This is a genomic window from Martinezella sp. CNPSo 3959, from assembly GCF_057784355.1.
The window spans coordinates 266,465-290,177 of record NZ_JBXSOV010000005.1 but is presented as its reverse complement, the minus strand read 5'-3'; the positions used below and the strand labels follow the sequence as shown (position 1 = coordinate 290,177).

Sequence of the window (23,713 nt, the reverse complement as noted above, 5' to 3'; positions counted from 1 at the left end):
ACATATATTGCAGAGCAACAAAGACATTGTCAAATTATTTATTATTTGTTAATCTCAAACTACATTCGATCTCGGCGCGGGACAGCGCCTTTCTAAACATTGCTGACGACATTTCTTTGTTTCTTCCGAATGCGGGGCAAGCTGATGAGGGAAATTAACGTTAGACGTGAGCTCGATTCACTGAGCGATCTGGGGACGCGTCGCCGCAGCGGCACGTCCATTCGTCGGGCAAACAACAGGACTCCAACCTCCAGCACGACCAAGCGTTGTGTTGACGCCACCTTGGCCGGAGTGGCATTGGTTGTATTGGCGCCCATGATTATCATGGTCGTGGCTATTCTTTTGGTAACGCAGGGGCGACCGATCTTCCATGCGCATCGGCGCGTTGGCAAAAATGGGGTCCTATTTCCCTGCCTCAAATTCAGAACGATGGTCAAAAATGGCGAGGAAGTTCTAGCCCAGCATCTTGATGCCAATCCTTCCCTCAGGGCCGAGTGGAACGCGACGCGCAAACTGAAGGACGACCCCCGCGTCACGCAATTCGGCAAGCTGCTGCGCAAGAACAGTGTCGATGAAATTCCCCAACTTTTCAACGTGTTACGTGGAGAAATGAGCCTTGTCGGGCCACGGCCGATCGTCACGAGTGAAGCCGAGTTGTATGGAGCACATTTTGCCGACTATATCCGTGTCAGGCCCGGCCTGACGGGCCTTTGGCAGGTCAGCGGCCGTAGCGACACCAGCTATGATACGCGCATCGCACTTGATGTGCGCTATATTGCTGAACAGAGCCTATGGGGCGACGTCGTGATCATGGCCAAGACCATTCCGGCCGTCTTGTCGTCGCGGGGCAGCTACTGATCCGGCTGCCTCGGATGCATATTGCATGCGATTGCATACCAGCTGCGTAAGCTTCCATTTTCGTAAGCCGTAGCTACCAAACGACCCAGTATAGATTTCCAGAACCTCCGCGGCAGTCGACAGGAGGTATAAACTCCTGGCAGGGAAGGGTTAGCTTTGCACGATATTTATCTCACCGACCAATATGCCGAACTGAACCCGACGTGGCACGAGGAAGATTCCCCGTGGAAGGCACAGCAGATCGAAGCGATTATTCGCAAAAATCGGCTGAACTTCGACAGCCTTTGCGAAGTCGGCTGCGGTACGGGTGAAATCCTCCTGAATCTGTCGCGCTCCTTCCCAAAGGCACATTTTACCGGCTATGAGATTTCCCCCCACGCCTATCAGAGAGCAAAGACGAAGGAAACCAGTCGCGTCTCCTTTCAATTGAGCGATATACTTGAGGAGAAGGATAGTACTTTTGACGTCGTCGTCATTGCCGACGTGATCGAGCATGTCGAAGACTATATTTCCTTCATCAAGGGACTGCGCTCTTGCGGTCGCTACAAGATCTTCCATATCCCGCTCGACCTTTCCGTGCAGTCGGTCCTGCGTGCTTGGCCGATCGCGAATTTGCGCGATAATGTCGGGCATCTACATTATTTCTTCAAGGATACGGCGCTTGCTACCCTGCGGGGCTGCGGCTACTCCGTTATCGACTATGCGTATACTGCAAGCCGCCTGGAATTACCCAATCAGGCTTTCAGCAGTACATTGATGCGGCTGCCGCGCAGGTTGCTTTATTCGATTCATCCGGATTTGGCAGTGCGAATCCTTGGCGGCTACTCTCTTCTCGTTCTTGCAGAGTAGTCATCCATGGCATCAGCGCAAACCCATGCCGGCGCCTGCGATGCGGCAGATTTGCAGCTTCGCCTCGACGTCTCCGCCTCACGGGGCGTCCCGAACCGCAACGCTGCCCAGCGTCGATCTCGTCGCCGCGAGGCTTTGCCATGAGTATCGAGCCGATCGGTATCGCTGCCATTCTATGCGGGCTCTTCTGCCTCTTCCTCGGCGATAGTGCAACCGTCATAGCCCTGGGGGTGGCGGCTGTATTCGGATCGGCAGCGGCAATGTTCGTCGGAGCCGCCAATATTCAGCCCGGCCATGTTATGCTCGGCTTCCTGCTACTGGGTGTCATGACGCGGGAACGCGCAACACGCGAATTTCTCCACGCGTTGAAATTCGGCGAACCTGGCTTCTGGTTTGCCCTCCTTGTCTTTTATGGCGTGCTGAGCGCATACTTTTCGCCGCGCATTCTGTCGGGCGTCACCCAGATCGTACCGCTCGGCACGACAATATTTGACGATAGCCGATCGACGGTTCCGCTTGTTCCTGTTTCGAGCAATCTTACGCAAAGCGTCTACATGGTTGGCAATCTTCTTTGCTACGCGTTGACGGTTGCGATTGCCTCCAATTGGCGCGGCTTTAACGCGGTCTTGACCGGGCTTCTTGCCTATGCCGTTGCCAACACTGCCTTTGCATTTCTTGACGTCGCCACCTATTCCACAGGCACACAAGGCATGCTCGCCTTCATACGAAATGCCCAGTATGTTCTCCATACCGACGATCAGATTGCCGGCGTCAAACGCATCGTTGGATCATTCACCGAAGCCTCTTCCTTTGCACGCTCAACCCTCGGCGTCTTTGCCTTCACCGGCACGCTCTGGCTCTGTGGCCGCCGTCCTTATCTCACTGGTTTTGTCGCCGTGACGTCGCTTATCCTGGTTGTGATGTCGACATCTTCAACCGGCCTGGTAGGCGCACCCGTGATGGGTTTGATCCTTTACCTGACGGCAATTGCCGTCGGAGGGCATAAGAATGCCCGCCGCTTCAGTACCCTGGCGATCGTATTCATACCGACGATTGCGACCGCGGCGGCGCTACTGATCGCGATAGATCCTGAGGTGTCGAAGACCGTATATAATTACATCGACATCATCGCACTCGGCAAATCCACGTCCGACTCCGCCGTTGAGCGGGGCTCCTGGAACATGGCCGCAATCCAGAATGTCGTTGACACCATGGGCGTAGGCGTCGGTCTCGGCACTGCTCGCACCTCCAGCTTTGCCCTTGCCCTTCTCGCAAATGTCGGCATCGCCGGTACGGTTTTCTATCTGCTTTTCGCCTTCGGAGCATTGATCAGGAAGCGTGGAACCCCTGGCAGCCTTACCGCGGATGCGCGGCTGGCGGCCTGCAACGGCTGCTTCGGCCTCCTTATCGGCGATATGCTCGTCAGCCCCGTCATCGATCAGGGCCTATTCTTCTGCATGCTTGCCGGACTGGCGTCGGCCCTGCCGGAACGCAGCAGACAACATATACGCACCGGTCGCCCTATAGGAGTAGTCACCATATGAGCGCTGGCGCCCTTTTTGCGGTCAACGGCCGCTTCCTCGGTCAGAATCCAACAGGCGTGCAGCGTTACGCATCGAATGTGGTGCGCGCGCTCAACACGGCGCTTGCCGCCGCTGATGAACGGGCGGCCATCATTGCCCCTTCCGGGACAACGGATCCGGGGTTCAGTCATATGCCGCTTATGCAATCCGGAGCGCTTTCCGGCCATCCATGGGAACAGATCACCTTGCCGGCTCAATGGCATGGCCGCCTTCTCAACCTCTGCAACACGGCGCCCGCCACCAAGGCTGATCAGATCGTATGCATCCACGACGCCAACGTCTTCACGACGCCGGATAGCTATAGCCGGGCTTTCCGGATCGTCTATCAGACGCTCCAGCCGCTTCTCGTGAAACGCTCGGCTCGCATCGTCACCGTGTCGCATGCAGCGGCACGCCAGATCACGAGGCATCTGCCGATCCGGATCGAAGACATTGCCGTTCTTCCCAATGGTCACGAACATGCATTTGGCTGGAATCCGGCGCTTGCGCAGATTGCCCCGGGCTTCGTCGCCGAAACCTTCGAGCGATGCGATCGTCAGTTCATCCTGGCACTCGGATCCAAGGCGCGGCACAAGAACCTTGCCCTGCTCGTTGACGCCGCACCGGGCCTCGATGAGATGGGCATCGATATCGTGATTGCCGGCGGCGATGCGGGAATTTTCGTTCCCGGCGCGCTCAAGGAACGGCCGAACGTCCATATGATAGGGCGCGTTTCGGATCATGACCTGGCTTACCTACTCGAAAGGGCGCTCTGTCTTGCCTTTCCATCCCTAACGGAAGGCTTCGGTCTACCGATCGTGGAGGCGATGGCGCGTGGCTGCCCCGTGGTCGCCTCTTACAGTGCAAGCATACCGGAGGTCTGCGGTGACGCTGCCCTGCTTGCCTCGCCGACCGATCCGGCGGCATGGATTCGGCAAATCCGAGCACTGAAGGAATCCCCGGGAATGCGCATCGATCTGATGGGACGGGGATACGACCAGATCAAGAATTTCTCCTGGTCGCAGACAGCCGCCGGCTACATGGAGCTGCTTGCTCAACCCATCGCCCGGCCGAAAACCTATAAGCCTTCTGGAATCGGCACCCCCCATATTGCGGTTATCGTCGCAACGCGGGGACGGCCAGCGACCGTAAACGCGACCGTGCGCCACCTGCTGGCCACGCAGACGTTGAAACCTAAAACAGTCATCGTCTCCTGTATCGATGCCGCGGATGCCGGCAATCTCATCGGTCATCCCGACGTGACCGTCGTGACAGGCCCTGCTGGGTTAACGAAGCAGCGAAATACCGCGCTTTTGAACATCCCCGAGGAATGCGAGATCGTCGCTTTTTTCGACGATGATTTCCTGGCAGACGCGAATTGGCTGGCGGCGGCGGCAAGGGCATTTCGCGATGACAATCAGATCGTGGGCTTCACCGGCCGGGTGCTCGCCGATGGCGTCGGCGGCCCGGGGATTGGCTTCGAGGAAGCTTTGCGTCTTACCGAGGCCGCCCCAACGAGCGACTGGGCCTGGGTAGAGCCCTACAGCCCCTACGGATGCAACATGGCCTTCCGGGCGGAAGCGATCGGCGAAACGCGTTTCGACGAACGTCTTGTCCTTTATGGCTGGCTGGAGGACCGCGACTTTGCTGCAGCCCTTGGCAAGCGCGGGGGCCGCTTCGTCAAATGCGCGGAAGCTTTCGGGGTGCATATGGGCGTGAAGAGCGGCCGCGTCAGCGGGGACCGCTTCGGCTATTCGCAGGTGATCAACCCCATTTACATGCTGCGTAAGGGAACAATGACGGGCCCGATGGTTGCCAATCACATCTTCTGCAACATGGCCATGAACTTTTCGCGGGCCGTCTGGCCGGAACCGTTCATCGACAGATGGGGGCGCGCAAAAGGCAATCTCATTGCAATCAAAGATCTCCTTTACGGGCGCCTTGAACCCGAACGAGCGGCAAAATTGCCGACGCAAAGCAACGCAGAACAACTCAAGTCGGAGGTGAGGACTAGATGACGCAAAACGCTCCGTCTCTACTGGAACGGTCGTCACGGCTTTGGCGGTTGGACGAACTGCCCGCGGACAAGACCAGCGAAGGGCCGGTCGCGCTCCTGCGATCGCTGTGCATGCTCGCTCTGCGGCACAAGACGAAGCTCATTCTTTGCACGGCGGTCGGCGTCGGCCTGGCAGCAGCCTATGCGCATTCATTGCCGCGCACCTACACGGCGACGGCCACTGTCTTGCTCGAACCTCGCCACCTCTCTCTGACTTCAAGCCAGGACGCCCAGAATTTCGACCTCAACAGGGCTGACGGCGAGCTTCAAATCATCCGTTCCGAACGTCTGCTCTCGGCCGTCTTCAGCAGCCTTAATCTTGCCAACAACCCGGAACTTGGCCCACAGCCGCCAAGCATAAGTGCGTTTGTCATCGGCAACATAACGGGTGCAATAAATTACGTGTGGTCTGCCATAAGCAGCCCTGACGCGGGGAAAGCCCCTCGTTCCGATACCACGTCGGGCACACCGGCAAATAGTTCGGCTGGCGATGCGTACCAAGCAGCCTTCTCGAATTTCACACAGCATCTGGACGCGCGCCGTGTCGGTCAATCCTATGTCATCGAGATCAGCTATTCTTCGTCCAATCCGACGCTTTCAGCACGCATCGCGAACGCTACGGTTTCCGCCTACATATTGCAGGCTGTAAGCTTCAAAGACGAAATGGCTCGGGCGGGAACCGAGGTTCTTCAGTGGCGTCTCGACGCGCTGGCGGCCCAGGTTACTGCCGCGACCGATGCCATGAAGCTGGGAGCCTTGCCTGCGGTACCGACGCCCGACGGCGATGCACGAATTATCGGCGCGGCACTTGTGCCGCTTAGTCCATCGGGGCCACGCGCCACCTTGATTACCATTTTGGGCGGTATTCTCGGCGTACTCTTCGGCTTCTCGATCATCGTTCTCAATATCGCCTTCGATCGCAAGGTTCGCAATGCGAAAGATCTGGCGCGGGATACGGGGGTACCATGTCTCGGAAGCCTGCCGGACCCGGCTGGTCGGGCGAGCACCTTGCGTGGAGCCTACAGCAGGAAGTCCTCGGTTGTCGTCAATCAGCCGGGCAGCGCCTATGCTATGGCCATTCACAATCTCAGGACATCCATCGAGATCGCATGCTCGACGATCCGAAGTGAACGAGGACTCATCATCGCGATTACTGGATGGGAGCCTGGCCAGGGCATCTCGAAGATGGGCGTCAGTCTGGCGCAATTCCTCAGCCGAAGCGGCCGGCATGTCACCCTCTTTTATGACGAGGCGGGCCAACACAACCACAGCAATCGAGAGTCGGATGATCTGCTGATGACATCGCTGGCAGATGCTCTCGTCGACGATATGCGGCCCGAGCAGATATTGCTTTCCAACGGACGCAATGACGGACAAGGCATCGCCCGTTTTCCGATCCATTCCACCAATGCACTAACAAATCTCTATGTCGATTTCCGCGACAGAAGGGCAGGACGGATCGTGGAGACGGCAAGAGCCAGAGGCGACGTACTCCTGGCGTTGCCTCCCGTCGGCAGCTCGTCGGATGCGGTGGCGCTGTCTGTCCACGCCGATGCCGTGGTGGTAATTGCCAGCGCCGGCAGGACAACGACCGACCAAGTCAACGATACCTTGCTACAATTGCGACGCGCCGGCGCCAATGTCATCGGCACTGTCATCGATCTGGCAAAGGCATGATGCATGTCAAATCAAGCCGGTAGAACTTGTTTCAAGCCACCCGCTACTATTTCAATAAGATAAATCCCGATGAAACCGCCAAGAATTGCCGTCGTCATCACATGCTGGAATTATGAAACCTATGTGGCGAATGCGATCCGCAGCGTCGTATCGCAGGATTGCGACGAATGCGAACTTGTCGTCATCGACGACGGTTCCACCGATGCGTCATGGGATGTCATTCAACGTGAAGGCGTCACAGCCTATCGCATCGAAAACAGCGGTCAGAGGGCGGCCGGCCTTTATGGTCTGGAGCGGACGCGCGCGCCCTTCGTGCTGTTTCTGGATGCCGATGACGAGCTGGCGCCGGGCTCTCTAGCCATCATCCTGTCGGAATTGGATGACGACGTTGCCAAACTTCAATTCTCGCTGACACGGATCGATCATCGCGGAGACACCCTCGGCGCCGGCACGACCCTCGAAGGATTTCGAGATCGCCACGTGATTGCAGACAGCGTGCTGCATACTGGTGTTTATACCAGCCCTCCGACATCGGGAAATGTCTTCAGACGCGACGTCTGCGAATATTTGAGAGAAATGGATTACGATCCAGCGATCGATGGATTGCCGCTCTTCGTCGCCCCTTTCATGGGCGATATCGTCAGCCTGCCGCAGAGGCTTGGGCGCTACCGCATCCACGGCAAAAATTTTTCCGGACTAGGACGCGCGGTCGATCCAGCCCCGTTGCGCCAGGAACTACGCCGCTTTGTTATGAGGATGGAGCACTTGCGCCGAATTCTGGAGCCAACCGGACGCGCAGACGCGCTCGTTCGACCGGAAGAGGCCTATTATTATATCGAGCGCAATTTCTATCTGGCGATCGCGGAAGGCAGGCGCCCCCCGATCAAGTGCTTCCTTTCTCTGCTGCGAAAACTCCAACACCAGCAATACCCGTTGAAGACCAAGGGGACGATTGCGGCATTTTGCCTGCTCACGATGATATTGCCGAACCGGAACGCCCGCCGCGGCCTCGCCTACCGGCTGAACGGCGGCAACCGTTCGACCGTCGGACTTCTGCAGGCTTTGATGTAACGAAGCCATCCTTCACGCGCGGTACAAGCGAAGGATCACCGGCGATCGGCCAATTCGAACCGCCCTTGGCCCGCGATCAGGCGCATGCCGAGCGCCAGCAGCGTACCGACATAGGCTGCCGCGCCGGTTCCCGCAACGAAGGCAAGCTCGAAAACGTGGTTCAAGGCACGCCCGGCCAATGCGTCGCGCAACATGACGACCCATAGGACCATCACCGCGGCGGCAACGCCGATTTTCCAGAGATTCTTCAGCTGGGTCCCTATTCCAAGCTCCAGCTGCCGCCGCACCTCACGCAGATAGAACGCGAACATGATGGTTGAAAGGAGCACTCTTGCTGCGCTGACGCCCGTGATCGAGAAAAGATAGAAGCCAATCGATATCAGTGTGATCCGCAGGCACAAATCGATGCTGTTGAGCCGGAAGAGGACATGCGGGCGATCAAGCGCGAGACTGACCGAATACAGCGTCTGAAAGTAAGGTATGGGGATCACGGACAAGGATAGAAGGCTCAGTAAGGGAGCAGCATCTTTCCATTTCTCTCCGAGAAGGAGATCGGTAACGAGATCTGCCGTCAGAAATATTCCAATGCACGCCGGGACGGAAATGAGCATTGCAAACCGAGCCGCCTTTAGAAAGGCCAGACGCATTCGCTGCCGATCCGAAGTTATGAGCGAGAATGCAGCCATGACTGGCTGCAGTGCGGGACCAATGAGAGACTGTGTTGGAACAACGGAGACATCGCTGGCAACCGCGTAGCGTCCAAGCGTCGTACTATCGGTCGTCGCACCGATGAGAAAGCGATCGAACTGCCAGTTGAGCGCCGAAATCAGTTGTGCGGAACTAAACCATCCCACGAATCCGGCGAAATCCGAGAGACGCCGCAGCGAAAACGCTGGCCGATATGGTGCAAGCAGATAGGAAACCACCACAGCCGCCACTGAATTGGTGACGAAATTCGCGGCGATTGCCCAATAGCTGCCTCCCGAAAAGACCGTGATCATCGCAATGACAAAGGCACATAGTTTACCGCTGAATTCCAGAAGGAAGGTCTGACGAAAGCCGAGCTCCCGGACGAAATGTACCATCGCCGGACTACAGAAACCCCTGGCAATCGGCCCGATCGCCAGAACGGCAATCAGCGGAGTGAGTTGCGGATTGTGATTGATCAACGAGAAGGGCCAGGCGGCGGCCAGGACGATGAGCGCAATCAGGCCGCTTCTTACGATACTCAGCGTAAAGCCCGTATCGAGGTGGCTCTTGTCGACCATATCGAGCCGAACCATCGCCTGGGTGACAGGCACTTCCAACACCGTATCGACGACCACGACAAGCGACATTGCCAGTGCAGCCAAGCCGAAATCGGCTGGTGTCAGGATACGAGCGAAGAGCAGAAGCGTGCAGAAATCGACGAGGCGGCCGATAAAGCGTGAAACGACGAGCCAACCGGCTCCCTTGAAGGCTTTGAACGCAAGCATGCGATCCTAATGCTCCGTCTGTCTGGAACCCGGCCCGCGACTGCGACGGCGCAACGCATAGACCTGATGTCGAAAGCAGCTCATCGCTGACGGCCGCTCCAAGGCTTTGCGAGCCGGAACGATCCCCGTTCCCCATCCGGGATCCGTCGCTCTCCGAGAGAAACCATTACGCGCCATATCACTCATGTACATATCCTTGGCAGCCTCCGTTGTTCAGCGATACAGCCGGGCCGAGACCCCTCGCAGCACATGCGCCATTTCCAGAGCCGCAAGCAGCGGCGGCTTGAAGCGGGGAAAATCACGAGCGATGGCGCCTTCACGCCAAAGATGGGATTTCACCGACATCAGCTTCGCGGCCAGGGCAACTTTCTGCGAATGATTGAGCACTTGAACAAGATCGGAGCGGCCGAAATCTACGGAGCGGGCGCCGACGTCGAGCGCGACAACATCGCTGGGGCTTGGATTGATGATCGCCTGCTTCAGACGAAGCCACGCACGCCCGGCATCCTGCAGAACCTGGCCTCCCGTCTCGACCTGTTCGATATATTGCAGCGCGCCAGTCAGAAGCGGATTTCCGGCCGACGGATCCACCGCGCCGAAGCGGATATCCCCGGCATTGGAGACGACGGCACCCTCCGCTGCCTCACTGAAATGACGAACGGAAGAGAGTGCCGGCTCGAACAGGCTTTCGATGATCTGCCAGTACCGTAGAATGACGGTTTCCGACTTGAAAGGGTTATAAAGATTCTGCTCGACGACAAGGCCGGCGACCCTGGGAAAATGATCCTCGCTCAGGCCCTTGTAGTTGCACCGGGCAAACTGGATCGTCTCGAAGCGCTGTTGAGGAAACCCCGCAGACAACAGGCGCTGCGTGCTGCCGTAAAAGCCGGTATCGCAAAGTATGATGCGCTGCGCTCCGGCAGAGATCTGTTCCAGGTGGCGAGCGAAGAGATCGTTCTGCTTGCGGATGTCATCGAGAACGTCTTGCCCAGCATCCGTCTCCAGAAGGGCAAAGAACCGCGCTGGATCGAATATATGGCGCCAGGTATCAGGCAATTCATAGGCGCGCCCGCCCAGGGCGCGAGCGACATCTGCAAAGCTTCCACCTTGGAATTCGCGTCCAAGCTCATCCAGGACCGCGGGGCTTCGAAGCACGACCGCCGAGCGCGCGGCCACGAGCCTCGAAATCTGGATATTGTCACGCTTGAGATCGAGGGGAAGCCCCAGCTTCTGCACGACGTGCTCGAACGCCTCGCGGATGCCGATGCCGCCGCGCGCGCAGAAGAGCAGCGCGGTGTCATGCCCAAGTCTGGCCTGCGCAGCATAGAGCCAGATATAGAGGCAAAATTCTGCAACGATCGGCCCGAAGACATCTCGGCCGAACAAGACCTTATCGCTTAGAGTGGGTGGCGGAGGGACGTTCCGCCAAGGCTGCCTCCCCAATCGACTGATCGCCTCGGTCTTTGCGCCGTCCACGCGCGAGGCGTAGCGTTCCAACCGGCTCTTGGGCAGGTGAAGTGTGCGCAACCCCATCGAGGCCGGCATTCGAAAATCGGCGATATCGTCATCGCCTATGTGCAAGACGCGAGATGGAGCAACGGACTCGTTCTCGAGCATGGCGGAGAACAATGCGCCATAGCGCTTACTTGCCTGGGCGTCGGCGCTCGAATAGACGCGATCGATCAAGCCTGGGCCATGAAAATGATTGATCAGCGCCGTAAGCTCTGCAGCGGAAAGCGCTGTATCGCTGACGGCGACGATACGGGTTCCCTCCTGGCGAAACTGCCGCAGCAGGGCGGCAAGCCAGGCGTTTGCGCGAAGAGCCGTCTTCTCGACCGAAAGCTCTATGGCGATGCGCTCTCCGACAAGATCGTCCGGCAAGCCAAGCAATTGGAGCTGCCTGCGGATAATGTCGCTCAGTTGAACTTCGCCGACCCCTCCGCCCATGTTGAGCGCGCGATAGGCGAACTTCTGCGCGAGAAGGCGGCACCTGACCAGTTCAGCCTTCTCGACAAACAGTCCCTTTTCTTTCAGGAGGCGGGCAAACCGGGTTTCGCCGGCGGCAATGCGCGAACGCTGCGACGTTCCGCGGCGCAATAGCAGTGTGTCGAATACATCGGTGGAAATCAGGTCGATTTCGCCAAGATTCTTGTAGACATCGTCGAGGCTTGGCCGCAGCACGAGATAACTCCCTCGGCGTTCACCGGAATAGTAATAATCGACACAGTCGTAATTTATTCGCAATCAAACCTGGCGCTCATCAGAAGACGAGCCGATCCGCGGATGATCTAACTACACAAATACGGACATATCAAGTAAAATTGCAATATAGATTGAGTATTCACTCGAATTTTTGTTCCATATAGAACTTACACAGATTTGTGATACACCATTAATGAAGTGAGTTCGGAACACTTTTCGACTTAAACTTTCAATAAGCAAAATTTAATCTAGTGCATGAAAAGCCGCAGCAGGGGACGCTTCCATGAACGATGCGGGTCATTATGTCGCCAACGATGTTATCGCCGAAGTAGAGAGATTTGATGCCATAGTGCTAGGGGCGGGCATTTCTGGGCTGGTCTCCGCCTCGATCCTCCAAAAGCAGGGCTATCAGCGTATCCTGATCGTCGATACCTACGGCCATGTCGGGGGCAATCACATCGACTGGTCGCATGGCGGATATACATTCGATATCGGCAGCTTGATCTTTCAGGACGACTCCCCGTTGCTTGCCCATTTTCCGGAATTGCTGCCACTCTATGTTCCGATCGAACCGACATGGGCGCGCTTGAACCCTCAGGGAATGATCACTGCCTATCCGATTTCGGTACGCGATGACATTTTCAACGCCGGCGTCACTGAAGTAGTCCGAATTTTCTCCTCGGTCATTTTCGCGCGGCTCTTTCAGCGAAAGATGCACAATGCGAAAGAATTTGCCCGCTATTGGATCGGGAGCCGTCTGCTGCATCGCTCCGGCCTGGAATCCTACATGAAGCGTTTTTATGGAGCTGCCGTCGAAAGCATAGACATCGATCTCGCCCGCAAGCGGATGCTCTGGATCAGCGAGCATGCCTCCTTGAAAAATCAGATCGCGCGGGCATTCAGACGCAGTCACCAAGGACCAAAAAACCGGCAGATGGCCCGCCCTAAGGAAGGTTTTCAATTCCTCTACCGGGCTGCAGTCGAACGGTTGGAGCGGCGCGGCGCGGAATTTCATTTGGCAGCGGACATGCAGACGATCCGCAAGGTTCACGATCAGCTCCACCTGCAACTACAAGACAGGGTCGTGGCGTCGCATCGCGTTATCTCAACCATACCCATTCATATGGCCGAAAAGCTGTGTGGCCTCGATTCCGGCCGGAAGCTTGAGACGATCACCCTCATCTCCCTCTATTTCAGCTTTTCCGGCAATCGCGGCTTTTCGCAACCGATCATCTATAATTTCTCGCATCAAGGCGCCTGGAAGCGCCTGACGATGTACTCCGATTTCTACGGTCGGGTCGATGATCGCGATTATTTCACAGTCGAGGTCATCGGCAACCAGATTGGCTGCTCGATAGAACGCGCCGAGAGCGACTTCAGGGATCATGTTCACGCCAACGGCCTTTTTGAGGGTGATCTCAAATTGGAAGGCAGCGACATGCTCGGAGAAGCATATCCCATCTATAGCAAGGGTGCTGCTGCCCATGCTGCCCAAGCAATGCAACAACTCCTTGCGTTCGGCCTCGAATCCTTAGGCCGCCAGGGTGGCTTCAACTATCAGCCAACAGCACGGGCTTCAACGGTGGAAGCAGAAGCAGCACTGCAAAGGCCAACACCATAAGCATTGACAACAGCACTCCGGTATAATTGGAAATACCATACGAGATAGCAGCGAATTCTATAATATAAACACGATGCCTTATCATTGCCATGCCGGGGCAGCTAAAGCATACTACGTCAGCATCCTCGATATATCGTGTTTGTATTTATCACACTTATATAAGGTGCATTCATGCGGATCCTGCATATACTGAATCACACGAACAGGCTGAATGGACATGTCCATGCAGCAGTCGATCTGGCATGTGCACAGGCCCAATTGGGACATGACGTATGTATTGCAAACGGCGGCGGTGATTTCGACCCGCTGCTGCACAAGAATAATGTCGCAACGGCAATGGTTGACCACCAGCGAAAGCCGGTCAATCTTTTGAAATCATCCTTCGCCTTGCGCAAGCACGTCCATGCATGGCAGCCCGATATCGTCCACGCCCATATGATGACAAGTGCAGTTCTCGCGTGGCCGATTTGCAGGTTGTCGGGCACTCCGCTCATCACCACCGTTCACAATGAATTCGAAAAGAGCGCGATCTTGATGGGCCTTGGAAACCGCGTCATCGCAGTCAGCGAGGCCGTGCGCGCTTCCATGCTCAGGCGGGGCATACCGTCATCGAAGCTTTGTGTGGTCCTTAACGGGACGATCGGCTCGGTCCGCTCCGAAGGTCGCAGCAGAACGCCGGTCGATCTGCCATCTCCGAGCATCCTTTTCGTCGGCGGCCTACATCCGAGGAAAGGCCTGCCCGATCTCTTTGAGGCCTTTCGCCTGGCGCATGCGCAGCATCCCGAGGCCAGACTTGTTATCGTCGGAGAAGGCCCCTTCCAGACCAACTACATGGAAATGGTGGCAAAGATGGAGTGCGCTTCGGCCGTCGCTTTTCTGGGCGCCAAGGAGGATCCATTCCCCTGGATGGCGGCGGCGGATATTTTTGTGCTGCCGTCACATGCCGATCCGGCTCCGCTGGTTCTCTCCGAAGCCCGCGAGGCAGGATGTGCGGTTATCGGCAGCAAAGTGGACGGGATCCCGCAGCTCCTGGAATACGGAGCGGCAGGGATACTGGTGCCGCCGCACGATCCGCCCGCTTTGGCAGCCGTGCTCTGCGAGCTGCTTGGAGAACCTGCCCGAATGCAGGAGTGGAAGGACAAGAGCCAAGTTCATCTCGACCGCCTGACGATCAGCCGCGTTGCCCATGAGACGCTTGATATCTATGGCAGCGCCCTTGCAGCCGGCTCGAAGAACGCAGCCGTCGCCGCGTAGGACTTGAACCGTCAGGGACGATGCAATCGATCGAGGAGAAGCAGCAATGCCAAGCCTGACATCCCGGCGCAACGTGCTGATAGGCACGGCATCGTTGGCAGCGGCCGGCGGCCTGTTGCTTGCAAACCGCCATCCCTCAGCGCAGGTACAGCAGGATCCGACCGAAGGCCGTACCATCATCTTCGATGAAAACTTTACGACGCTTGATCAGACGATCTGGCATGCCGGGGCCAAGGCGACCACCTTTGACAGCGGCTTTTATGGCAGATCGGCCTTCAGCCGCTTCGGTGGTGAGGAAGGGTTCGATCCTTATGCGATCGTGGATGATCCATCCGCCAGCAACGGCAAGGCACTGCAGATCTCAGTTCAATATATTGGGCACCCCATGCAGGTGCCGAACTATTACGGCAACAATCTTCCCGAATATCAATGGATATCGGGCAATATCCAGACGGCCAAGCCCGACGGCACGATCCTGAAGGGTTGGCGACAAGGCTATTTCGAGGCGCGGATGTGGTTTCCTGCCCATCCCTTGAGCTTTCCGGCTTTCTGGCTGATGAATGGCAGAAGCATTCTGTTTCCCGCAACGAGCAACGAACTCGACATAGTCGAACAGAAGGGCTGGGAGCACGATTTATACGGCGCCTATCTGCATGAATGGGGCAAGCCCGGCGAGCATCACGAAGGAGTGGGCGTTCCCACCGGCGTCGATATTACAACCGGCTATTTCCGCTATGGCCTGCTCATCGAAGGTGCGCGCTGCCGCTTCTATTTCGAACGCAAGCAAATCGCCGATCCGAAGACCGGCGGGCTCATCGAGTGGACGCTCGGACGCGCGGCGGAGATGGATGCGCAGAACGATGTCTTTTGGCCGCTCCTGACGCTTGCGCTGCGCTCGGATGTCCCCTTCCCCGATCCTTTGCAGCCGCAGGATCGCCAAACCCACATGCGTGTCGATTACATGCGGGTCTATGCATGATATCCGTAAGACCCGGGGAGCGCCGGGTTTCGTGATGCCGTCATTTTTCAGGCAATCAGCGGTGCAGGCCCCATGGCGGCTATCCGCAAGGCATCTGCATGAACATCCACGACGCGTTCTGTGTCGTAAATATCAATGAAGTTTTGCCGAAATTCGGCATGCGCACGCTCTTCCTCGAGATGGTCGCAATAATAAAGCATCGCCCTGACAAGCTCCTCGCCTCCGGAAACCGGCACGAGAAGGCCGAGGCGTCTATCGACCAATATGTCGCTCGGGCCAAATTCACAATCGGTCGAGATGACCGGCAGCCCAAATCGCAACGCCTCACATATTGCCAACGACCACCCTTCCCAGCGTGATGTCGACACATAGACGTCACTCGCCGCCAGTGCTGGTGAGGGATTGTCGGGATGGTGTTCGACGTTGACCACGGCTGCGAGCCCCAAATCCCCTATCTGGTTGCGTAGTTCAGCCTCGCCGTCTCCATAACCCACGACCTTCAGCCTGATATTGGGACGAAGCTTGTAGGCTTCGGCAAATGCCGTAAGGAGAATGTCCTGCCCCTTCTGGAAGGAGAAGCGACCGACATTTACAAATGTGACGCAGCCCTCTTCTCCCTCGGGCTTTTCAAGGGCATCGAAGCGCCTGACGGGATTGGGCAGCCAATATTGCCGGACGTTGCTTCTGAACATCGCTTTGAACGATTCAAGCTGCCTTGGCGACGTGCCGAACACATAGGTCAGCCGCTTGATGAAATAAATCCTCATCAGGAAGAACAGGATCTTCGCTTTCAGATGGCTCGGCTCCAACCGCGGGTTACCGTGCAGATGCATGGCAAAGTTCCGCCGGATGCCGATACAGGCAATCATGCAGATCACTGTCGGCTCGATCTGCGGAACAACGACCAAGTCATAGTCTTTTGCGCCGATGACATCGCGCAAGACCGACATGAGCTCGCGTCTGTTGTGCACGATCCTGTCGATTGTGTTGTAGCTCTGTGTTCCGTGCGGCCGGTTTTTATGCTCGGATGTGTAGAGAACATCGATATCGAAATCGGCGGGATATTTATCGGACAGGGCTGAGCATATCGTGTCGACAACTCTCTCGATACCGGCAAACGAACTCGTTCCCGGCTGGATATAGAGGATTCTCTTGGGAGACGCAGGCGGAGCCTGATCCGTCTCAGTCGATAATGCGGCCTTCATCTACACGCGCCCTCTTCGACCTGTCCGTTCGTCTCTAACTATACTATCAATGCTAAAGCTATATGAGGGAATATTGCCTCAAATTCGGGAGAAATCTACACGAATAATGCCGGCGATCGAATAAGTTCTCGTTCGCGACTATAAACCTCGCTTTACGCCTATTCGAGCATTCGATCTTGCTGCATCAGCCAGTTCCAGGAGCCCTATTGGCTCGGATACATCGATCGTGACAAGATCGATGCGGTGATGCCCCACGCTAGCAAATATTTTCGGGTTACAGTCTCCTCACCGGCAGGCCTGAAAAATGCTGATCCCCTGCAGAGGCCAAAACCGGCCAAAATAATCCATAAAATTAGTAGAAAAAGAACAACCAGTCTTTCTCCTTTTGGTTCTGCCTGCGTAGGCTTTGTTTCAAGAATTCGCAGAACCCGAACCATCAGGACCTCTCTATGACCGAACGCCTTTTCTCGCTCTCCCTTTCCCGGCGCCGCTTGTTGATCACTTCATCCGCCGTGGCGACCGGTGCTTTGGTAGCGATGGCAGGCTTCACTCCCGCACATAGTGCCGGCGAGCCGAATGGCGGCGACATCACCTTCCTCATCGATTCATTGGGTGACAGCTGGATCCCGAACAACAGTGCGATTTCCAGTTTCCAGGGCCACATATGGGGTCACGTAACCGACAAGCTCGTCTACGTGGATGCCGCCGGCAAGGTTAGCCCGTGGATCGCCGAGCGCTGGGAGCAGAATGACAGTGCCACCGAATTCACCCTCCATCTCAAGAGTGGTGTGACCTTCTCGGATGGCACGCCCCTCGATGCATCTGCCACTGTCGCCAATCTCGACATCTGGTACGCCGGACGCAAGAAAGAGGGCATCAACCCGATTGGGCTTTTCCCGAAGACCTACGACCACGCCGAGGCGGTTGACGCAACCACGGTGAAGGTCTTCTTCAAAAAACCGACGCTCGGCTTCATTCCGACCCTTGGTTATCACGGTTCCATTCTGATCTCTCCCAAGACCATCGCACAGCCGGCCGCGCAGCAGGCCGATCTCAGCAAGACCTCCGGCACCGGGCCCTATGTGGTCGATTCCTGGAAGGAAGGCGATTTCGTCAAGCTGGTCAAACGCAAGGATTACAACTGGGGTCCAGCGGCCGTTGGTCATACCGGTCCGGCCTATCTCGATACGATCACCTACAAGCTGGTATCCGAACCGTCACTGCGGGTCGCTGCCGTCCAGTCCGGCCAGGCGGACGTTGCCTATAACGCCTCGCCGCAAGAACTGACCTCCCTCAAGCAGGAAGGCTTTACCGTCGCGACGCCGCGTTATCTCGGCTTCGTCAATGGCTGGGCAATCAATACGAAACTCGCGCCTTACGATGACGTCAAGGTGCGACAGGCCTTGCAGGCCGGCATCAATCGTCAGGAAATCATCGATACCGTCTACACGCCCGACTGGAAGCTCGCGACATCATTCATTCAGAGCAACGTTCCCGGCGCGACCGATCACAGCGAGCTTCTGGCCTACAATCCAGACAGAGCCGAGAAACTCCTCGACGAGGCGGGCTGGAAAAAGGGGGCCGACGGCATACGCGCCAAGGACGGCAAGCAGCTGTCATTGACGCTCAATTCCAACCCATATCTCGTGACCTCGAGGTCGATCGACGAACTCATCGCCCAACAGCTCGGCAAGATCGGCTGGAAGGTCGATATCCGGGCCTATGACGTCGTGACCTACGGCCAGAAAGTTCAATATGGCGGCGCCGGCGTGCCGGCCTATGAGGTAACGCGCAGCTTTATCGACGCCGGCACCGTCGCGAGCATCCTGACCAACGCCAATAACGGCGAGAACTGGTTCGCGCTCGGCGAGAGCGACCAGAAGATCAACGAACTGCGCGACAAGATCGCCAGCGCCGGTTCTCTCGAGGCCAGAAACCCGCTGCTCGACGAGCTTCAGAAATATGTTCTTGAGCAGGGCTATTTCATTCCGCGCACACAGATGGTCCAGCGTATCTATGTCCAGTCTCCCAAGCTCAAAGGCGAGACATACAACGGCGTCGCCTATGCCAGCTATTACACGGCCACGATCAGTGACTGACCCACAGCGTAGCGAAGGAAAGCGAGGAGGTGACGAGCATGAACAATGCCTATGTTAGCTATGCCACAAAGCGCCTCGTCCAGGCCGTCATTGTCATCCTGCTGGCCTATGTCTTCACCTTCGTCGTCGTCAGCGTTCTGCCGGGCGATCCCGTTACCAACGTTCTGCGCAACCCGCAGAACGGCTTCAGCGAGGCGGAGATCCAGGAAATCGTTGCCGCCCAGGGCCTCGACAAGCCCGTTCTCGTGCAGTTGTCGACATCGCTTTCTCACTTCCTGATCGGCGATCTCGGCCTGTCGATGCGAACCAACCGTTCCGTGACGACCATGATCGCCGAGGTCTTACCCTCGACGCTCGTTCTCGCCTTTGCGGGCCTCGTCGTCGCGCTGATCCTGGCGATCGTGATTGCCTATGGCACTCAGTTCCTGCCAAAAAGGTTCGGCCAGGGCCTGCTGCGGGGCTTCCCGTCTTTGTTCCTGTCGGTGCCGAATTTCGTGATCGGGCTGGTGCTGATCCACATCTTCGGCTTCCAGCTCGGTCTCTTCCGCGTGATCAATCCCGACAGCTTCTGGGCAACCTTTTTCGCGGCGGTCGCACTCGGCATTCCGATCTCGGCCCAGATCGCCGAGGTACTGATAGCCAATCTGGATCACGAGTCGGGGCAGGAATATGCCACCGTTGCGCGCAGTCGCGGCCTTGGCCAGCTGCAACTTTTTGCCAGGCATCTCCTCAAGCCGTCTTCGCTTCCGGTCATCACCGTTGTCGCGCTGACGATCGGCGAATTGCTTGGCGGCTCGCTCATCACCGAAGCGGTGTTCGGGCGCACCGGCATCGGCAGCCTGGTCCAGCGCTCGGTCAGCACCCAGGACCTACCTGTTCTGCAGGCGGTCGTATCGCTCGCAGCCGTGGTTTTCGTGCTGGTCAACCTGATCGCCGATCTTGTCTATCCGCTGCTCGACCCGCGCGTGAAACTGCTCGGCGGTGCCGAGCGCCGCCCAGCCACTTCGGACGAAGGATCCGCCGATATTTCAAAGTCGGTGCTGTCATGACCCTTCTCTCGACCAATACGTCCCACCGCATCACAGCTGGCAGCAGGCTTGCCGGTTTCCGACTGCCGGCGACCGTCGCGCTCTCATTCGCGATCGTGGCGATCGTGATCGCGTGGTCGCTCGCACCCACCCTCTTCACCAGCCACAATCCGGCGGTCGGCATTCCCTCTCAAAAGCTGCTTGCACCTAGCACCCAACACTGGTTCGGAACCGACCAACTCGGCCGCGATCTCTACACCCGCGTTGTCTATGGCTCGGCCGCCTCGGTCAGGAGTGCGCTGATAGCCGTCGTCATCGGTGCGGTCGCCGGCGGTTTCATCGGCCTGCTCGCCGGTTTCTTCGGCGGCCGTGTCGATATCGCCCTTGCCCGCCTGGTCGATGTCCTGCTTGCAATTCCGAAATTCCTGCTTGCCGTCATCGTCGTCACCGCGATCGGCTTCGACACCACGAACGCCGCCATCGCCACCGGCATCTCCTCGGTTGCCGTGTTTGCCCGTGTCATGCGGGCGGAGGTCATCAAGACCAGGCAGGCGACCTTCATCGAAGCGTCTTTCCTTTCGGGTGGCTCGCGCTGGCACATCCTCTGGCGGCACATCCTGCCGAACGCATCGCGCTCCGTGCTCCCGCTTGCCGTGCTGCAGTTCGGCGACTCGATCCTGGTGATCGCCAGCCTCGCCTTCCTCGGCTACGGCGATCCGCCGCCAGCTTCCGATTGGGGTCTGCTGATCTCGATTGGCAAGGACTACCTCAAGTGGCCATGGCTGGTCTACGCACCCGCCTTCGTCACGATCGCGACCGTCCTCTCTGTGAATAGGATCAGCCGATGGCTTCGCAAGATAGACTAAATGCAGTTCGCACCTTTATTACCGAGAAAGCCCCGACGCCGCAGCAGCAAACGCCATTGCTTCAGGTAGAGGGCCTGTCCGTCTCCTACGGCTCGCATGAGGTCGTCAGCAATGTCGGCTTCGAGCTAGGCCGCGGCAAAAGCCTTGCACTCATCGGGGAATCGGGCTCGGGCAAGTCGACCATTGCGCGCGCCGTGCTGCGATTGCTTCCCCGCACGGGACAGGCGACGGGCCGCATCGCGGTCGACGGCCAGGACATATTGCAACTCTCCGAGCGCCGCTTCCGCCATCTTCGAGGCAGGGCTATCGGCTTCGTGCCGCAGGACCCGGGAAACGCACTCAACCCGGTGCGGACAATCGGTTCGCAGGCGATGGAAGCAGCAGCCCTTGTCGACGAGCCCAGCAAGGCAATCCGCAAGGCGCTTGTCCTGGAGACGTTCGCCCAGGTCGGGCTCGACAACCCGCAGCGTGCCTATGATTCCTACCCGCACCAACTGTCCGGCGGCATGCTTCAGCGCGTCCTGATCGGACTTGCGGTTCTGCCGCGGCCACAGTTGCTGGTCGCCGATGAGCCAACCTCGGCGCTCGATGTTACGATCCAGAAGAGAATCCTCGACCTGCTCTCACGGTTGCAGCAAGACCTCGACATCAGTCTGCTGCTCATCACCCATGACCTGGCGATCGCAGCCGAACGGGCAAACTCCCTGGTCGTTCTCAAGGATGGCATCGTTCAGGAGGCCGGCAGCACCGCGGCCGTTTTCTCCTCACCCGCATCGACTTACGCAAAGAAGCTGCATGCCGATGTTCCGGCGCTTAATCCCAACCGTTACTACAAGCTTCGGGATCCTGGCTTTCGGTTCCTTGACGCTGAGGGCAACAACTCGCCGAAGATCGAGGTCAAGGGTATCACCAAGAGCTTCACGGTCGACGGCAAGGTCCTGACGGCAGTTGATGACGTGTCCTTTACCGTTCCGGCGGGCACCACGCACGCACTGGTCGGCGAGTCCGGCTCCGGAAAGACGACAACGATCCGGCTGCTGCTCGGGCTCGATCAACCGGACGTCGGTCATATTTTGGTCGCTGGGGAAAAACTCAACGGACGCTCACACCAGTCTCTACGCTCCGTATGGCGCAATCTTCAGCTCGTCTATCAAAATCCATTCACATCGCTCGATCCGACCTGGAAGGTCGAGCAGCTCGTGCGCGAGCCGCTCGACAGGTTCGGCATTGGAACTCATGCGGAACGGGCGGAACGAGTCCGCGAAGCGCTGTCGAATGTCGGGCTCGGGGAGCACCTGCTTTCACGCAAGCCGCAAGCCTTGTCCGGCGGTCAGCGGCAGCGTGTCGCAATCGCCCGCTCGCTGGTCCTGAAGCCGGAGGTGATCGTGCTCGACGAGCCGACCTCGGCACTCGACGTGAGCGTGCAGGCTGATATCGTCGGAGTATTGCTCTCGCTGCAGGCAAGCCTCGGCCTGACCTATATCTTCGTCTCCCACGATCTGGCCCTCGTGCGCCAATTCGCCCATACCGTCTCCGTGATGCAACGCGGGCGCATCGTCGAACACGGCAACGTCAGGGACATCTTCGACAATCCACGCGAGGCCTACACGGTGTCGTTGCTGGAATCGATCCCGGCCGCCGCCAGCCCTGCCCGCGCACCGCTCCCGCAACCCCGCCGGATCATCAGCCAGGAACAGATCGCATGAGTATCGTTGCCGCCGCAGGCACCCTGCCCGCCACATTCCGCCCCAAGCGGCGGCTCGGCTTCAACACCCGCGTATCGTTCAACGATGAGGTCGGTCCGGCGCAGGGACTGCGCGACGGCATAGAACTGTTCAAGGCAGCCGAGCGGCTGGGCTACCAGTCGGGCTGGGCCTATCAGCGCCACTTCGATCACTACCTATCTTCTCCGATCCCATTCTTTGCTGCTGTCGGCCAACATACAAGCCATATCACGCTTGGATCGGCTGTCATCCCGATGCGCTACCAGGATCCCATCCTGCTTGCCGAGGCAGCCGCCACTGCGGACCTGCTCATCGGCGAAAGGCTTGAGCTGGCCATCTCGACCGGCGCCAACGCTGCATTCGACGCGGTATTCGGTACGGTCGACACCGATGCCCGTACGGAAGCGAAGCACCGCCAGGCGCGCTTTCTTGCGGCGGTCGCCGGCGAGGTGCTGCATACGGTCGATGGTCCAGGCCAGGGCGCCCCGGAGGGCACCGAACTGCGGGTGACCCCGCACAGTCCGACGCTGCGATCGCGTATCCGGCAAGGCTCTGGTAGCCTTGCCTCGGCCGTGCAGGCTGCCGAACTCGGGATCGGCCTCATCTCGGGAACCGTGCAACACGACCACGCCGAAGGCGAGAGTTTTGGAGAATACCAGGCCCGCGCCATCGAGGCTTTCCGCGTGACATGGCGCCAGAGATGGGGTACCGAGCCGCCGCCGGTCACTGTCGCGGCGTCGATCCTGGTTGGCACCACCGCCGATTTGCGGGAGAAATATGCCGCTTACGACCTCGAGCGCCAAACCAAGGGCATCGGGGCATCCCGGCCCGCAGGCGCCCTCGAGCCGACCGCGCCGGCCATTCAGCCGCCGGGCATCCAAATTTCTCCGGTCTTCCACGGCACCCCCGATCAGGTGATCGAAGCAGTGCTCAAGGACCCGGGGCTGGCCGCCGCCGACGAGATTGTTCTCTTCCTGCCGCCCGCTTTCGGTCTTGCGGAGAACGTTCGCCTCCTGGCCGATCTCGTACAGACGGTGGCCCCGAGCCTCGGCTGGTCGCCAACCACGATTTGATGCATTTCAAGGCCTGAGACTATCCGCCCGAAATACGTCCGCCGCTCAGTCACGAGAACGGCGGCTAGAGCGGTTCCAGGAAAAGTGCACAGCGGTTTTCCATCCGGAATTGCC

General features: G+C 58.1%; 17 protein-coding genes. 14 read left to right on the top strand and 3 right to left on the bottom strand.

Annotated elements, in window-relative coordinates; translation table 11 throughout:
- The first annotated feature begins 144 nt into the window (after positions 1-144).
- From AC13RE_RS15090 to AC13RE_RS15065, 6 genes are all read left to right on the top strand, one after another.
- Positions 145-858, top strand: a complete 714-nt coding sequence (locus AC13RE_RS15090; RefSeq protein ID WP_132717764.1) for a sugar transferase — start codon at positions 145-147, stop codon at positions 856-858.
- Between the two features lie 156 nt (positions 859-1,014).
- Entirely contained in the window at positions 1,015-1,707 is a 693-nt protein-coding gene (locus AC13RE_RS15085) for a class I SAM-dependent methyltransferase (RefSeq protein WP_488563519.1), read from the top strand.
- Between the two features lie 140 nt (positions 1,708-1,847).
- A complete protein-coding gene (locus AC13RE_RS15080) occupies positions 1,848-3,251 on the top strand; it encodes a hypothetical protein (protein ID WP_132717763.1) in 1,404 nt (467 codons plus the stop codon).
- A complete protein-coding gene (locus AC13RE_RS15075; protein WP_132717762.1) occupies positions 3,248-5,287 on the top strand; it encodes a glycosyltransferase in 2,040 nt (679 codons plus the stop codon). Before AC13RE_RS15080 ends, AC13RE_RS15075 begins: the two co-directional genes overlap by 4 nt.
- Positions 5,284-7,002 carry a Wzz/FepE/Etk N-terminal domain-containing protein gene (locus AC13RE_RS15070; protein WP_488563518.1) on the top strand — a complete coding sequence of 573 codons (1,719 nt, stop codon included), beginning with the start codon at positions 5,284-5,286 and terminating at the stop codon, positions 7,000-7,002. Before AC13RE_RS15075 ends, AC13RE_RS15070 begins: the two co-directional genes overlap by 4 nt.
- Positions 7,003-7,071: 69 nt before the next feature.
- Entirely contained in the window at positions 7,072-8,073 is a 1,002-nt protein-coding gene (locus tag AC13RE_RS15065; RefSeq protein WP_488563517.1) for a glycosyltransferase family 2 protein, read from the top strand.
- A gap of 35 nt (positions 8,074-8,108) precedes the next feature.
- Here the strand turns inward: AC13RE_RS15065 and AC13RE_RS15060 are convergent, their stop codons facing one another.
- Positions 8,109-9,548, bottom strand: a complete 1,440-nt coding sequence (locus AC13RE_RS15060; RefSeq protein ID WP_488563516.1) for a lipopolysaccharide biosynthesis protein — start codon at positions 9,546-9,548, stop codon at positions 8,109-8,111.
- Between the two features lie 213 nt (positions 9,549-9,761).
- Entirely contained in the window at positions 9,762-11,729 is a 1,968-nt protein-coding gene (locus tag AC13RE_RS15055) for a hydrolase (RefSeq protein ID WP_488563515.1), read from the bottom strand.
- A 304-nt stretch (positions 11,730-12,033) separates the two neighbouring features.
- Between AC13RE_RS15055 and AC13RE_RS15050 the strand changes: the two genes are divergently transcribed.
- From AC13RE_RS15050 to AC13RE_RS15040, 3 genes are all read left to right on the top strand, one after another.
- Positions 12,034-13,371 carry an NAD(P)-binding protein gene (locus AC13RE_RS15050; protein WP_488563514.1) on the top strand — a complete coding sequence of 446 codons (1,338 nt, stop codon included), beginning with the start codon at positions 12,034-12,036 and terminating at the stop codon, positions 13,369-13,371.
- Between the two features lie 171 nt (positions 13,372-13,542).
- Complete coding sequence (locus AC13RE_RS15045) at positions 13,543-14,625, top strand: glycosyltransferase family 4 protein (protein ID WP_488563513.1); 1,083 nt, start codon at positions 13,543-13,545, stop codon at positions 14,623-14,625.
- A 46-nt stretch (positions 14,626-14,671) separates the two neighbouring features.
- Positions 14,672-15,604: a glycoside hydrolase family 16 protein gene (locus AC13RE_RS15040; protein WP_488563512.1), complete on the top strand. Its 933-nt coding sequence runs from the start codon at positions 14,672-14,674 to the stop codon at positions 15,602-15,604.
- Between the two features lie 47 nt (positions 15,605-15,651).
- Here AC13RE_RS15040 and AC13RE_RS15035 read toward each other — a convergent pair whose 3' ends face one another.
- Positions 15,652-16,809: a glycosyltransferase gene (locus tag AC13RE_RS15035; protein WP_488563511.1), complete on the bottom strand. Its 1,158-nt coding sequence runs from the start codon at positions 16,807-16,809 to the stop codon at positions 15,652-15,654.
- 449 nt (positions 16,810-17,258) lie between these two features.
- Between AC13RE_RS15035 and AC13RE_RS15030 the strand changes: the two genes are divergently transcribed.
- Genes AC13RE_RS15030 through AC13RE_RS15010 form a run of 5 tightly spaced genes read left to right on the top strand, consistent with a single transcriptional unit; the run spans position 17,259 to position 23,599 of the window.
- Positions 17,259-18,908, top strand: a complete 1,650-nt coding sequence (locus AC13RE_RS15030) for an ABC transporter substrate-binding protein (RefSeq protein ID WP_488563510.1) — start codon at positions 17,259-17,261, stop codon at positions 18,906-18,908.
- Positions 18,909-18,946: 38 nt separating this feature from the next.
- Entirely contained in the window at positions 18,947-19,957 is a 1,011-nt protein-coding gene (locus AC13RE_RS15025; protein ID WP_488563509.1) for an ABC transporter permease, read from the top strand.
- Positions 19,954-20,802 (top strand): ABC transporter permease, encoded by an 849-nt coding sequence (locus AC13RE_RS15020; RefSeq protein WP_488563508.1) that lies wholly within the window; start codon positions 19,954-19,956, stop codon positions 20,800-20,802. The genes AC13RE_RS15025 and AC13RE_RS15020 overlap by 4 nt, the downstream gene beginning before the upstream one ends.
- Positions 20,781-22,508 (top strand): ABC transporter ATP-binding protein, encoded by a 1,728-nt coding sequence (locus AC13RE_RS15015; RefSeq protein ID WP_488563507.1) that lies wholly within the window; start codon positions 20,781-20,783, stop codon positions 22,506-22,508. The genes AC13RE_RS15020 and AC13RE_RS15015 overlap by 22 nt, the downstream gene beginning before the upstream one ends.
- The gene (locus AC13RE_RS15010) at positions 22,505-23,599 is read left to right on the top strand and encodes an LLM class flavin-dependent oxidoreductase (protein WP_488563506.1); all 1,095 of its coding nucleotides are present in this window, start codon (positions 22,505-22,507) and stop codon (positions 23,597-23,599) included. Before AC13RE_RS15015 ends, AC13RE_RS15010 begins: the two co-directional genes overlap by 4 nt.
- Positions 23,600-23,713: the final 114 nt, after the last annotated feature.